Annotated in this window: 13 protein-coding genes; 5 read left to right on the plus strand and 8 right to left on the minus strand. The window is 58.1% G+C overall.

The annotated features are described in order from the left end of the window. The first annotated feature begins 45 nt into the window (after positions 1-45). The 3 genes from AC1DUY_RS15935 to AC1DUY_RS15945 all read left to right on the plus strand — a co-directional run bounded on the left by AC1DUY_RS15935 (position 46) and on the right by AC1DUY_RS15945 (position 978). Entirely contained in the window at positions 46-285 is a 240-nt protein-coding gene (locus tag AC1DUY_RS15935; RefSeq protein ID WP_139069979.1) for a hypothetical protein, read from the plus strand. Positions 286-333: 48 nt separating this feature from the next. Continuing rightward, positions 334-558 carry a hypothetical protein gene (locus AC1DUY_RS15940; RefSeq protein ID WP_068738776.1) on the plus strand — a complete coding sequence of 75 codons (225 nt, stop codon included), beginning with the start codon at positions 334-336 and terminating at the stop codon, positions 556-558. A 69-nt stretch (positions 559-627) separates the two neighbouring features. Then, on the plus strand, positions 628-978 hold the full coding sequence (locus tag AC1DUY_RS15945; RefSeq protein ID WP_478115495.1) for a hypothetical protein: 351 nt from the start codon (positions 628-630) through the stop codon (positions 976-978). 393 nt (positions 979-1,371) lie between these two features. Here AC1DUY_RS15945 and AC1DUY_RS15950 read toward each other — a convergent pair whose 3' ends face one another. Continuing rightward, a complete protein-coding gene (locus tag AC1DUY_RS15950) occupies positions 1,372-1,710 on the minus strand; it encodes an integration host factor subunit beta (protein WP_478115497.1) in 339 nt (112 codons plus the stop codon). Positions 1,711-2,062: 352 nt separating this feature from the next. Then, positions 2,063-5,245, minus strand: coding sequence for a GAF domain-containing protein (locus AC1DUY_RS15955; RefSeq protein ID WP_478115499.1), 3,183 nt, complete (start codon positions 5,243-5,245; stop codon positions 2,063-2,065). Between the two features lie 664 nt (positions 5,246-5,909). On the opposite strand from AC1DUY_RS15955, the gene AC1DUY_RS15960 reads away from it, so the two are divergent. Together AC1DUY_RS15960 and rpoH are read left to right on the plus strand one after the other, a co-directional pair. Next, entirely contained in the window at positions 5,910-6,362 is a 453-nt protein-coding gene (locus AC1DUY_RS15960) for an Hsp20 family protein (protein WP_231081045.1), read from the plus strand. A gap of 111 nt (positions 6,363-6,473) precedes the next feature. After that, positions 6,474-7,355 carry an RNA polymerase sigma factor RpoH gene (gene rpoH, locus AC1DUY_RS15965; RefSeq protein ID WP_439059641.1) on the plus strand — a complete coding sequence of 294 codons (882 nt, stop codon included), beginning with the start codon at positions 6,474-6,476 and terminating at the stop codon, positions 7,353-7,355. Between the two features lie 31 nt (positions 7,356-7,386). Here the strand turns inward: rpoH and AC1DUY_RS15970 are convergent, their stop codons facing one another. The 6 genes from AC1DUY_RS15970 to AC1DUY_RS15995 all read right to left on the minus strand — a co-directional run bounded on the left by AC1DUY_RS15970 (position 7,387) and on the right by AC1DUY_RS15995 (position 12,073). After that, positions 7,387-8,076 (minus strand): alpha/beta hydrolase family protein, encoded by a 690-nt coding sequence (locus AC1DUY_RS15970; RefSeq protein ID WP_478115501.1) that lies wholly within the window; start codon positions 8,074-8,076, stop codon positions 7,387-7,389. Further along, on the minus strand, positions 8,073-9,317 hold the full coding sequence (locus AC1DUY_RS15975) for a DUF763 domain-containing protein (protein ID WP_478115503.1): 1,245 nt from the start codon (positions 9,315-9,317) through the stop codon (positions 8,073-8,075). The genes AC1DUY_RS15970 and AC1DUY_RS15975 overlap by 4 nt, the downstream gene beginning before the upstream one ends. A 27-nt stretch (positions 9,318-9,344) precedes the next feature. Beyond that, positions 9,345-9,902: an alpha-ketoglutarate-dependent dioxygenase AlkB gene (locus tag AC1DUY_RS15980; protein WP_478115505.1), complete on the minus strand. Its 558-nt coding sequence runs from the start codon at positions 9,900-9,902 to the stop codon at positions 9,345-9,347. Between the two features lie 246 nt (positions 9,903-10,148). Beyond that, positions 10,149-10,763 (minus strand): cell envelope biogenesis protein TolA, encoded by a 615-nt coding sequence (locus AC1DUY_RS15985; RefSeq protein ID WP_478115507.1) that lies wholly within the window; start codon positions 10,761-10,763, stop codon positions 10,149-10,151. Next, entirely contained in the window at positions 10,763-11,011 is a 249-nt protein-coding gene (locus AC1DUY_RS15990; protein ID WP_149532895.1) for a hypothetical protein, read from the minus strand. The genes AC1DUY_RS15985 and AC1DUY_RS15990 overlap by 1 nt, the downstream gene beginning before the upstream one ends. 654 nt (positions 11,012-11,665) lie before the next feature. After that, positions 11,666-12,073, minus strand: a complete 408-nt coding sequence (locus AC1DUY_RS15995; protein ID WP_120286829.1) for a BLUF domain-containing protein — start codon at positions 12,071-12,073, stop codon at positions 11,666-11,668. Positions 12,074-12,227 lie beyond the last annotated feature (154 nt).

Consider the following 12,227-nt stretch of genomic DNA (forward strand, 5'->3'; position numbering starts at 1 on the left):
TCCGCCACAGCGGCTGTTTTCTGGAAAACTCGCCGGAGCCAATCGATGAAAGTGATACTTTCTAAAAAGGAGCTGGAGCGCGAAGCCCTCGCGGAGATGAGAAAACGCCCAGGTTGCGAGACGCTGAAGGCAGTCGACGTCCAATACAGTGACCTTCGAGCCGATACGAATTGGACTCTGTATGCCTTCACAGAAGGTCGAATTGATCCAGGTGCTTTGCATAGTGCGCTGGAAATGACCGTAAACAAACTGCGCCATCAATATGAATTGCGCGCCCCGGAGTGATCCCTTACAGGAAGTCAGACTCCCACCTCGTCCTGAAGTCTGACCTCCATGCTTAAAAAGAAAGCGACCGCCAACGAGCTGATCTGGCTCTTTCACGAGAAGCTTGCAGGCTCCAACTTTCCCAATGCCGGGATTGCGATTATTCCAATCGGTAACGGCAATTGGTCCGCGCTGACGAATGCCACCGAACGCCGGCACTATCCCGATCTGGCAAAGACTGTGGTGCGAATAGAGAAGCAGCTCCGCGCTCGCTACCTCCTGAAAGAAGTTTGATCTGCCTTCACGGGCGGGAACTAAGCCGGCGATTGCCTGTTCTATGGTCCCATCGACCAAGGCTGCATCTTGAACAAGACCAACCAGTTTGACCTTCCTACGCTGCCACATGCCCAACCCGCCGAGCGCTCTCGAATGAGCGACGACCAAAGCCTCATCAAGGCCCGTTACTGCAGATCGATCCTGAAGGTCGCCGCGATCAGCACCGAGCAGGAAGCCCGCATTCTGCTGAACGGCCTGGCCACCGAGCAGGTTACCACTAACACCTCTCCCGCGATGGCCGAGGCTGAACGAGCAGCTTTGACTGCGATCCGCGATCTGGCTGGATATCAGCACGGCCGAAGCGTCCCCCAAAGCTCCAGCGAGTGGATGCGTGCCGCGCGAGCAATCCAGTTGTGGCTGAACGTTCACGATCAATAGGCATCGTGCGCGCGGAATGCGGAGAAATGGACGCATTTGATAGCAAACAGCAAAAGACATCTCGTGAGCTGTAGCTTCTGTATCGGAACGGCCTATTTTCGAAGCCCGTCTCAAAAACTTCATTAAAGGCACGCACCGCTAAGGCATCCGGCACCAGACCTTTGCCCTACGGTACGCAGTACGCAGGTGCCCCGTACCAGTGCTGCGTACCTCGCCGTCCATGAAATAGCTCAAGTGGCGGATGTCGTTGAGGTTTCCGCCTACTCGTTTTGTGATACGCAGTATGGCATTTTCCCCAGACAGGAAAAAATCTGCGCGTGAGGAGAGCGCCGGTCCTTAGCGATTGCGCCTAAAATGCTTTCAGACTTCCCCCTACGATTAGACAAAGCTGGTTTAGCTCCCCGAAAAACCGGCGGCCGGTCTTGAGGCAGCGCTCATTTCCGGCGCAGCATTTTCGCGATTCAGGCGCTCGCGCATTTCCTTTCCGGCCTTGAAGAACGGAAGGCACTTTTGGTGCACGGTAACATGTTTTCCAGTACGTGGGTTGCGGCCTGCACGAGCGGGGCGATGCCTTGCCGAGAATGCGCCGAAACCGCGAAGCTCAGCCCGATCACCGCGTGCCAGCGCAGCGACGATCTCATCGAGAATCGCGTTCACGATGTTCTCAAGGTCCCGCTGGTAGAGGCGCGGGTTATGTTTAGCGATGCGTTGAACAAGTTCGGATTTGACCATCGTGACGTCGGAAATTTGGCGGGAGGCCGCATTTCCTCGATCTGGCTTGCACTGTCAAGATGCAATAAATTGGGGCATCGTCGAAAAAGCTGACGCGGCGAGACCTGTTGATCTGCACTCACCAATCTTGGAGCGGAACCAAATCATCCACTTCTGTTTACATAAACCAAGTGCGATATCCCAATCGATTTCCTGTCTGTTCCCGATGTTGAGGCCTCCGTGCACCTTCGATCTGGCCGATGGGCATTAGCCGAGGAGCATCAATTGATCGCGTTGATCGAGGGAATACGTCGGCAGCCAGAGCTCCTGTATCTGTTGTTTTCGTTCAGCTTAAGGCGCCGCAGCTTTGGTTTTAGAGGCCGTCAAGCAACGCCCTGACCTTTTCTGCAAGATCGTTGATTGTATAAGGCTTTGAGATGAGATGCGTACCCGCATCCAGAACGCCATTATGGACTATGGCGTTTCGCGTATAGCCCGTGGTGAACAAAATCTTGGCGTCGGGCAACAGCGGTTGGAGGACTTTTGCGAGCTCACTGCCTGTCATTTCGGGCATCACAACGTCCGTGAAAACCAAATCGGGCCGTGAGCCGTTCTCAATGAGGTGAATGGCTTCTCGCGCGCTTGCAGCTTCTATGACCGAATAGCCAAGTTCTCGAAGCGTCTCGACAGAGATCGCTCGCACGCGTTCTTCGTCCTCAACCACCAGGACCAGCTCTTGATGCTGCCCCACGTCTGCGCGCACCGCGCCAGTCGAAGCATCGGTCGTAACCTCGCCGTAGAAACGCGGCAGGTAGATTTTTACGGTGGTGCCAACATCAGGTTCCGAATAAATCTTCACATGACCGCCCGACTGACGCACGAAGCCGTATACTTGACTAAGGCCAAGGCCCGTGCCTTTTCCGACTTCTTTGGTCGTGTAGAACGGATCAAAAACTTTGCTCAGCACATCGCTGTTGATACCGGTACCGCTGTCGGTCACTGCGATGAGAACGAACTGTCCCGGTTCAATTGAGTATTGTCGGGCATACGCCGCATCCACAGACGCGTTCATCGTTTCGATCGTGAGTTTTCCTCCTTGAGGCATCGCGTCCCGCGCATTGACCGCGAGGTTGAGTAAAGCGCTCTCAAGTTGAGCCGGATCGGCTTGGACGTTCCACACCCCCGCTGCGAGCACTGTCTCGATTGCAATGGTCTCGCCCAGCGACCGATCGAGAAGCTCGCTCATACCCGCGATCATACGATTCACTACGATGACTTCTGGAGCTAAGGGCTGCAGGCGGGAGAAAGCCAACAAGCGCTGGGTTAAGGTAGCGGCCCGGTTAGCGCCGTCCAAGGCTCCGTCAATGAAGCGGGTGATGTCAATGTCACCCTTTGCCAGCTTCCGGCGGGCTAGATTCAAGCCTCCGATGATCACGGCGAGCATGTTGTTAAAGTCGTGAGCTATCCCGCCAGTCAATTGGCCAACCGCCTCCATCTTTTGGGCCTGTCGCAGCTGCTCCTCCGCCTTCGAACGTTCGCCAATCTCCGTGGCCACACGTTGCTCGAGATCGATATTGAGCGCCTGCAGCTCCGCCTCGGCCCGTTTCCGCTCGGCGAGCTCCCTTTCGACAGCCGCAAACAGCCTCGCATTGTCGATGGCCGTCGCCGCGTGTCCCGCAATTCCCAAGAGAGCAGCCTCATGCTCTTCTTGGAACTTGCCGGTTTCCTGATGGCCGAAGAACAGCCCTCCCAAAACGTCACCGGTGCGTGAGATGACCGGTACCGCAAGGTACGAGCGCACCGGAAGGTGGCCTTCGGGCATTCCTTTGCGGGGAGCGCTCTTGCCGTATCGCGGGTCGGCGAGGATGTTTTCTGATCGTACAACCGCCGTGCCAAGAAACGTCGGCTCAAACACTGCTGTATTCCGCGGCATCGGAAAATTCGCGAATGCAGACCGGGGCGCGCCGGAGAGCGCGTAGAGCATGTAGCTCTCGCCCTCGGGCGAGAGAACATTGTAGAAGAACGCGCCAAATTCCGCACCGCAGAGCTCCAGGCCGGCATCCGTAACGGTCTGGACGATGGTCTCGAGATTGCGTTCCCTGGCGACGGTTGCCCCCGTGTCATTCAAGATCCTGAGATGTCGTTCGGATTTCTTGCGCGCCGTGATATCGATGACAGTGCCAACAAAGCGCACTGCGTTGTGATTGACGAATATTGCGTCACCCGTTGCGGCGAGCCATCGTTCGATCCGGTCCTCGATTCCAATCGTCCGATACTCGATGCGATATGCAGCCGAGGAGGAGGGGTCCAAGGCGTTGGTCACCGCGCGATGAACGCGTTCGCGATCGTCAGGATGCAGCCCCGCAAGAAACGATTTTTCATATGAAATCTCGGCTTCGGATGAAAGGCCAAACAGAGCTTTGCATCTCGCGTCCCAGCGAAGGACGTTATTTACCGGGTCAAAGTCCCACGTTCCGATACCGGCTGCGTTGTTAGCTAGGCTGAGGCGTTCTGCGGCTTCTCGCGCGGCTTCTTCTGAACGGACTCGCTCGATATGAGCCCACGACCTTTCGGTAACCTCCGCAAGCAGGGCCAGCTCGCCAGCCGCCCAGCGATGGGCGGCCTGATGATGTATTGCCATCAATGCCGTTAAGCGGTCCTCTTTCACGAAGGGCATGCAAATAGTGGATCCGATCCCAATATCTTGGAAGGTTCGGGCTTCTTCCGGCTCCAATTCTTCAAGATTGTCATTGATGATCAGCGGTCGGCCGTTACCCAGCTCCTGAACAGCTTTTCTGCCGAAGTCAGCAAGGCTGTAGTGACCTAAGATGTGTTTCGCGCCAGGTGCTGCCCAGTCGCCGCGAATAGTAAAGCCATCCTGATCTTCATCCATGTCGGCATAGGCGCAGTTAGACACGTTGAGGTGCTGGCCTAGCATCCGGGTCGTGACTGATAGAATCTCGTCGGCCCTCCGGCACTTCGCAGTTTCTTTGCCGAGGTCATCCAGAAAGACAAGACGGGCTTCATTCGCCCGAATAGTTGCCTCTGCCCTACGCCGTTCTACCGCAGTCCGGGTCCGGTCAGCGACCTCCCGCATGAGGTCAAGTTCGGCGTCTGACCATTCTCGTGCTTCGGCATTGTTGAGATAGAGCAATGCCACCACGCCGTTTGGCTCAAGGATGGGCATGTTCACCAAGGCGCGTGCCGAAATAAGCTCAAGGGCCTTCGCCTGATCTCCTACCCGACCATCTTTTTCGGCGTCGGCGAACACCACGGTTACGCCGCGCTTCAAGTCCTCAATGTAGCTGCCGTAATCCCGGAATTGCAGAACACCAGCAAGGCTTTTTATGCCCGGCGCATTCCAGTCCCGGCTTATCGTAATGGTTTCAGCGGAAAGGTCGATCGTGCCGTAACCCGCGCGGCTGACACCGAGAGCCCGCCCCAAGGTCTCCGCGGCGGAGTACGCAAGATCGTCAGGGTCTGATATCTGGCGGATATGATCGCCCAATGTGGATAGCACATCACTGCGCAGCCCCGAAGCCATCATCGCCGTCATGCCAAGGCCTCAGCTGGCGGCAGCTGTACAAGGTCGCGACGACTCGAAGCATTTCGAACGGGACTGAGAAAAAGGCTCACGTGACCCCATAAATTCAATAAAATTCGGAATTTGGTCAATTCGTTGCCGGCCGTCAGGTTCCAATTATCCGTTTGGCCAGGTTAGCTGACCGCCGCGATTGCCAAATATTCAGCTGATAGGGTTTGCGACTGTCAGTGAGTTGAGGAGTCCGTTCATCCCAGACAAGGAATGCGTTCATACCGCTTGGGCATTCGGATGGCATTGCCGTCGAAGAAGGAAAGCCAGTGGTGAAACGCCCCCGTCGGCGCTTTAGGAGCCCACCGCATCTGGCGGGATCAGTCGTCTCGACCGCAATCGGCTAATCGCCCCTTACTAGGCGTCATGGATCGACGTAAGCTTAGTGGTCGCCTCCTTCACTCCTTTCTGTTTGAGACGGCGATCAGCGATGTAGAGCGGTCGACTGGGCGGTCAAGAATTCGCCCGCGCGGAAGCCAAAAAAAATTGCCCCACCCCCTTGAAACTTTCCGCCAGTTTTTTTTTATTTTAGGTGCGCTGGACGCCAGAGGTTGGGTCCAGCGTGAGGCGGACGCCGGGGGTGTCCGGCGCCCGCTCATACCCATCTTGCTCATTGGAGGATTTGGCTATGAAGACTTACGACTTTGCTCCGCTTTGGCGCTCAAGCATTGGCTTCGACCGCCTGTTTGACCTCGTGGATGCCGCTCAGCGCGCCAACGAGGACAGTTTCCCCCCATACAATATCGAACGTGTCGGAGATGACCGATACCTCATCTCGCTTGCTCTGGCGGGTTTTTCGCCGGACGAGATCAGCTTGACGGCAGAGCAGAACGTTCTGACGGTCGAGGGCCGCAAAGGCGAACAGAAGCGTGACTTCCTGTTCCAGGGCATTTCTGGTCGCGCGTTCAAGCGGCAATTCAACCTCGCCGACCATGTCCAGGTAACCAGCGCGACTTTCGAGAACGGCCTGCTGCAGATCAACCTGATCCGCGAGATTCCCGAGGCCATGAAGCCGCGAAAGATCGCCATCAACGCAGGTCCGCGCTCAAACGTCGAGCAACTTGAAGCCAAGGCGGCCTGACGCCTATTCGATCACTTCGTGCAATCGTTCCGCGATGGCTTCGGCCGTCGCGGATTTGCGCGACATTTGGCATGGCGCGTTGATCGCTCGCGAAATCGACAGGAGGCAGGGATGACCCAGTTCGCACTTCCAGCCTTGGCCGCTGGAGAAGGCCTTACAAACTATCTCACCGCGATCAAGCAGTTTCCTCTCCTCAAACCTGAAGAGGAGCTCGCCTACGCCAGGCGCTTACGCGAACACGGCGACAGGAACGCTGCCTATCATCTTGTGACCAGCCATCTCCGGCTGGTCGCCAAATTGGCGATGCGCTATCGCGGCTATGGGCTGCCCATCGCTGATGTCATTTCGGAAGGCAACATCGGCCTGATGCAAGCCGTGAAGCGATTTGATCCGTCTAAAGGTTTCAAGCTTGCGACCTACGCCACCTGGTGGATCAAGGCAACGATCCAAGATTACATCCTGCGGTCGTGGTCGATCGTCCAGATTAGCGCCAAGTCCACCCAAAAGCGGCTGTTCTTTAACCTGCGTCGCTTGAAGAGCAAGATCGCAGCGCTCGAAGAAGGCGATATGCAGCCCGACCACGTAGCAACGATAGCGCGCCGCTTGAATGTGCCTGAACGCGAGGTCATTGAGATGAACCGGCGGTTCCTCGGAGACATGTCGCTCAATGCGGCTTCACGAGTGGACGAAGAAGAAGGCGCTGAGTGGCAGGAGCGCTTGGCCGACCCAACGTCGAATTTTGAAGACGACGTCGCGGAACGCAGCGAACTTAACTGGAGGCGGCAGATCCTCGGGCAAGCGCTCGCCCATCTGAAACCGAGAGAGCAGCGTATCATCGAAGCACGATGGCTGTCGGATACCCCTCTTACACTTGACGACCTGGCCGCAGAACTGGGCGTGTCACGCGAGCGTGTGCGGCAGGTGGAAGTCAGGGCACTCGAAAAGGCCCGGGCGTATGCAGCTTTGCTGGCCGGAGACATGGGCGCGAAGTAATTCGATCCGAGCGGGCTCGACGGGGGCGACATTAGCTTTCCAAGCGCTCCACCCATTGGGAGATGGTGAGCGCAATTTCCGCCACTACGTCCTGGTCGGTCCGTCCGCTGCGGGCCGGGATATGAAAGCCGTGATCGGCGCCATCGATCAGGTGAGACGTTGCCCTCGATCTCAATCCCTTGCAAACTTGGCGAAACAGCACGGGCTCCGCCAACTTATCACGCGTTCCCTGGATGAAGAGCATGGGGATCCGAATGCCTGCAAGGTGTTCGGCCCTTGTGATCGAAGGTTTACCGGTCGGATGCAGGGGGAAACCGACAAAGGCCAGCCCGCGTACATCTTCGATCGGATCTTCTGCTTGCGCCTGCGAGGTCATGCGCCCGCCGAATGACTTGCCACCCGCGATAATAGGCACGCGGCGGCATCGACGGCGGGCGTCCGCCACGGCCAATCGTATGGCCGCATGCGCAACAGCCGGAGTGTCGGGGCGTTTGCTGCCCTTCTCCATGAACGGGAACTGGAAGCGCAAGGTCGCGATGCCATGGCCATAAAGCTTTGCAGCGACATCTTCCATGAACGGGTGCGTCATGCCTGCGCCTGCACCGTGGGCGAAGACGAAACAGGCTTGCGCGTTCCGCGGCTTCATCAGGAGGGCTGAAAGCGCGAGCGCGTCCTTGCTCTTCAGCGTCAGGGGCGTTACGCGCGGCAGCCGGGTGTTCATTTCGCTGCCGACCGCTCGCCGAATCGCTCCTCCTCCAAGCCGAAGACCGAGCGACCGCCGAGCGCGGAGGATGCCTGTAATTCGCCATCCACGAAATCCTCGAAGGACGGACCGCTTGCCGTTTGTTCGAGGCGGCGAGCCTGGTCGTCGAGCCGTTTCAGAGTCTGCATCTCCTCGTCTCGGCCGAGCTTGGCGTTCTGGACGGCTGTCTTCAGCACGCGGATGGTCTCGTCGTAGACCTTGATCGGCACCGGGTACGGGTGACGATCCTTGCCTCCATGGGCGAGTGAAAACCGCGCCGGGTCGCGGAAGCGGTACGGCGCGCCATGGACGACCTCGGCCACCATCGCAAGCGAGCGGACCGTCCGTGCGCCGACGCCCGGCGTGAGCAGTAGCTCGGGAAAGTCGAGCGGCACGCGCTCGGCAGCCGCGGCGAGCGTGCCATGAAGGCGCCGGGTGAACACATCGCTCGAGCGGACATCGTGATGCGCCGGCATGACGAGATGCGGCAGGAGGGGCTGGGCAGGCGCGCTGCCAGTCAGCGCCGCGAACTCGTCGACGATGCCGTCGGGTCCCAAAGCCATCAGCAGGTCCAGTTGCGCTGTTCGGGAAGGCGCGGCGCGCCCATCCGTCAGATTGAAGACGTTTCCTTGAAACGGACCATCGATGGCGCTGTGCGGTTCGTCGACGAAACTCGTCAGGTTCTCGGAATGCCAATGATAGCGACGGGCCTGTTTCTTGTCGCCGTTCATGCCCTGCTGGACCACCGTCCATTTGCCCTCGTCGGTGACGAAGAAGCCGTGCAGGTAGAGATCGAAGCCATCCTGGACCGCTGCGCTATCGACCTTGGCGACGAGACGGCTCGCGCGCGTCAGGGCGGCCCCGTCGAATCCGATGCGGTCGCCGAGCGCGTGAAGTTCGTCAGGAGTTTTCCGCGAATGCTGGCCCCGACCTCCGCAGACGTGGATGCCGAGTTCGTCCTGCAGCGGACCCAGGCCGCGCTTGAGAGCACCGATGACGCTGGTCGTGATCCCCGACGAATGCCAGTCCATTCCCATCACGGCACCGAAGGATTGGAACCAGAACGGATGGGACAGCCGCCGCAAAAATTCGTCGCGACCGTAATGGTGGACGATCGCCTGGGTGACGATGGCACCGAGCGCTGACATGCGCGAGGCCAGCCATGGCGGAACCCGTCCACCATGCAAAGGAAGATCGGCGCTGCCGGTCCGTTTCGCCATTCGTCCTCGATATCCGATTCTTTGCCATTAGGGGCTACGCTCGACCATCGTCCGGAAGGTGATGGAGTAGCGTTTGGCTTCGACGGCCGGAATGCTGTGCTCCCATACCGACCGCGCCTCGCCGGACATCATGTAGATCGAACGGGACTTCGCTTCGAGGGTGAAACGCTCGAACTTGGTCGAAGCGGGCCTGCGAAATCGGAACTTGCATATCGCGCCCAGCGACAGGCCGAAGATCCGGTCGAAGTGCGGCTTGTCACTGTGCCAACCGATCCCGACGCCGACGTCGTATTCGGTGCAGAGGACTTGCTGTATTCGCGTACTGGGTCCACCGAAAGTCTCGACGCGATGTGAGACATCGGAGAGCCATTGAGGAATTGGCTCGGCTTCAACGAGGTGGCGTGCCGTATAGTCGTAGCTGAACCCGAAGGAGGCTACGCGACGCTTGCCCTCATACTGGCCGAACTGAAACGGCTGGAGGGGCAAGTCGGCCACTTGGGCTATAAGGTCGAGCGCTTCCGCTGCCGAAACGAAGTCTTCGGCATACCGGAGTCCATCGGGACCTGGCGTGTTTTCCGCAAACAAACTGAATTGGTCGGACAGTGGATTCTACCAAGGCTGTGGATCTACGACCTACTTATGGAGCCGCAGCGCAAAGTCAAAGGTCAGGGGGATCCCGCACATCATAACCAACCAAATAAGAACGGGGCGTACGCGATCGCGAGGAGAATAAGCGCCAGTGGAAAAGCCGTTGCAATGAAGATTGTATCCATGTTGCGAGGCTGCATGGTTACGAAACCGAACAATCGGAGTTCCGTTCCAATTCCCGCCTCAGTCGCCGCCCTTCTTGGCCCGACGTAGCGCGGCGCCCAGCTTCTCCCGTTGCTGCTCCCAGCGCCGTCGTTCGGCCTCCGTGCGATTGTCGATTTCGTCGCGTTCCGCCTGTATCGCGGCATCTCTCGCGTCGTGCTCCTGTTCAGCGGCATCAAAGGCTACTTGTGCGCTTGCAACCTGCGCTGCTTTCCCTTCTCGCTCCTTGATCCTGGCTCGCTCTTCCTTGCGCTGGTCGGCTTCGCGTTTCCGCTGCTGTTTGTCGAAGATGGCCGCGGCTCTACGTGCTTCCGCGTTGTCGACTTTGGTCGCTTTGGCCTGAGGAGCCACCCGCTTCCGCGGAATTGACACTTTCTTGCCGGCCGCAAGGCCTTTCGGAAGTTCGCTCGTCTCCTTGAACGCGCCATTGGTGCCGACTGCTCTCCGCAAAACGATGCCGGGATGCGCGATTGTTGCCGAGACGATTGCAGGGTCGTCGGTCTCCTCGGCGAAGCCCTGGTGAAACAGGTTGCTGTCGGCGCCCCAGATCTCGAGCGCGGCCTTCATGGACGGCGCGGCAACGGCCAGGTCGAAAAAGCCGATCGATGTCTGGTAGGTCTTGAGCTTCCGGGCCATCACTCGCAGGCCGGACAGGTGTCCGCTAGGCCATCGAGTACTTTCTCGATGGCTTTCACCCGTTGCTCCTTGTTCTTACCGGAGAACTTTCGATGTTCGGCGATCGATCTTGCATAATCCACGGCATGGTGGCTGTGACGAAGGCGCAGATAGCCGTGATCCGGACAGGGCGCGATGGCGTGGGCCTCAAGGAGGATATCCGTCGCCCACATGGATAGAGTCTCGGCGTCGTTCGTGTTCTTCGACATAGTCACGTCTCTCTAGGGCATTTCGTCCCGAGAATGGGATTTGGCATTGACCGGAAATCAGACGTGCCGTTTCGGTGTTTTGACATTCGAGAATGTTGTCATCGTCGGGCACGGCTTGAAAACAGCTAAGCTATTCTTGAGTTCCTTCTCGGTCGGAAAGGCATTCACCATGCCTTGGGTCAGAGCTTCCGTCGGCGATACCGGCGGTCGCCGGACTTTCGAAGGCGTGTTCTAAAGCCTCGGGTCGATGGAACCAGACAGCGAGTTGAGCGATTGCAAGTAGCTATCCACCGCGGCCAAAGGGCGTAGGTCGTTGCTACAAAATGGGCTCTATAGCATTGCGTTCAATGCCGGTCTCGGTGGGTCCGGAGGTGCCGGCGTCGTCGTGCTCTGTGACGGCGTTTTGCTTGGGGGCGATTCTTCTCTGCTGTACAAAGGCGCTTACTCGCAACGAGACGGGAAGTTCGAAGCGACTGTGCGGACATCGCGTCACGCCAACGAAATCCCGTCCCTGTTCGGGCTGGACGAGGCGACGCTGAGCTTCGCCGGGACCATCATTCGTGGAGACGCACGCGGCTTCGGCGCTTCCCCTCAGGTGCCAGACATCAGGTTGGAGGTCCATCTCAAGTTCAGGGCGCCCATCTGAGGGATTGTTTAGGTCTGGTTTTGGCTGCACGCCAACAGGAAATCCAGAGCCGACATAGCATCTAGATATCGCAATTTCACACGGCCGTTCAACCCAACGGCCTCGTTAACTAATGTCTGATCCGGCACCCGCTTGAAGCCCATTGCCCAGTTCGGAAACAGTCGATCACCATATGCAAGGCCGCGCTGGAGCAAGCTGATATCTCGATGCCGCGGATCGACGCTGATGCGGCTGTAAACTTCGATTACATTATCCGGCTCTCCCTCAAGCACCTGAAGAAAGTCGCCGTCCGAATGGACAAGCATGCCTGTTATATGCGCCGCATCATTCCGGGCCCTTGCCTTTTGCAGTAGCTCGGAAAGATCCCCGGATGAAAATGGCTCATTTGCAGTGCTAAGATACAAAATTCGAAACACGAAAGACCTCCATACCCGTCAACGCCGGGTTCCAAAGAGAGTTCAATCGTGCCGTAGACGATCACGCCTCCCCTGACCGGCCGCGCCCCTGAGCTCGCCGGAACAGGTGTCATCAAGTTTGACGGTTGGCCCGCCGACTTGTCCATGACCACGG

This window comes from Tardiphaga sp. P4_G1, assembly GCF_056401215.1.

Excerpts from the sequence above, each read along its gene's own strand:
- AC1DUY_RS15955 (WP_478115499.1), bottom strand. The coding sequence starts at position 5,245 with ATGACGGCGATGATGGCTTCGGGGCTGCGCAGTGATGTGCTATCCACA.
- AC1DUY_RS15970 (WP_478115501.1), bottom strand. The coding sequence starts at position 8,076 with ATGAACACCCGGCTGCCGCGCGTAACGCCCCTGACGCTGAAGAGCAAG.
- AC1DUY_RS15940 (WP_068738776.1), top strand. The coding sequence starts at position 334 with ATGCTTAAAAAGAAAGCGACCGCCAACGAGCTGATCTGGCTCTTTCAC.
- AC1DUY_RS15985 (WP_478115507.1), bottom strand. The coding sequence starts at position 10,763 with ATGGCCCGGAAGCTCAAGACCTACCAGACATCGATCGGCTTTTTCGAC.
- rpoH (WP_439059641.1), top strand. The coding sequence starts at position 6,474 with ATGACCCAGTTCGCACTTCCAGCCTTGGCCGCTGGAGAAGGCCTTACA.
- AC1DUY_RS15975 (WP_478115503.1), bottom strand. The coding sequence starts at position 9,317 with ATGGCGAAACGGACCGGCAGCGCCGATCTTCCTTTGCATGGTGGACGG.
- AC1DUY_RS15960 (WP_231081045.1), top strand. The coding sequence starts at position 5,910 with ATGAAGACTTACGACTTTGCTCCGCTTTGGCGCTCAAGCATTGGCTTC.
- AC1DUY_RS15935 (WP_139069979.1), top strand. The coding sequence starts at position 46 with ATGAAAGTGATACTTTCTAAAAAGGAGCTGGAGCGCGAAGCCCTCGCG.
- AC1DUY_RS15950 (WP_478115497.1), bottom strand. The coding sequence starts at position 1,710 with ATGGTCAAATCCGAACTTGTTCAACGCATCGCTAAACATAACCCGCGC.
- AC1DUY_RS15990 (WP_149532895.1), bottom strand. The coding sequence starts at position 11,011 with ATGTCGAAGAACACGAACGACGCCGAGACTCTATCCATGTGGGCGACG.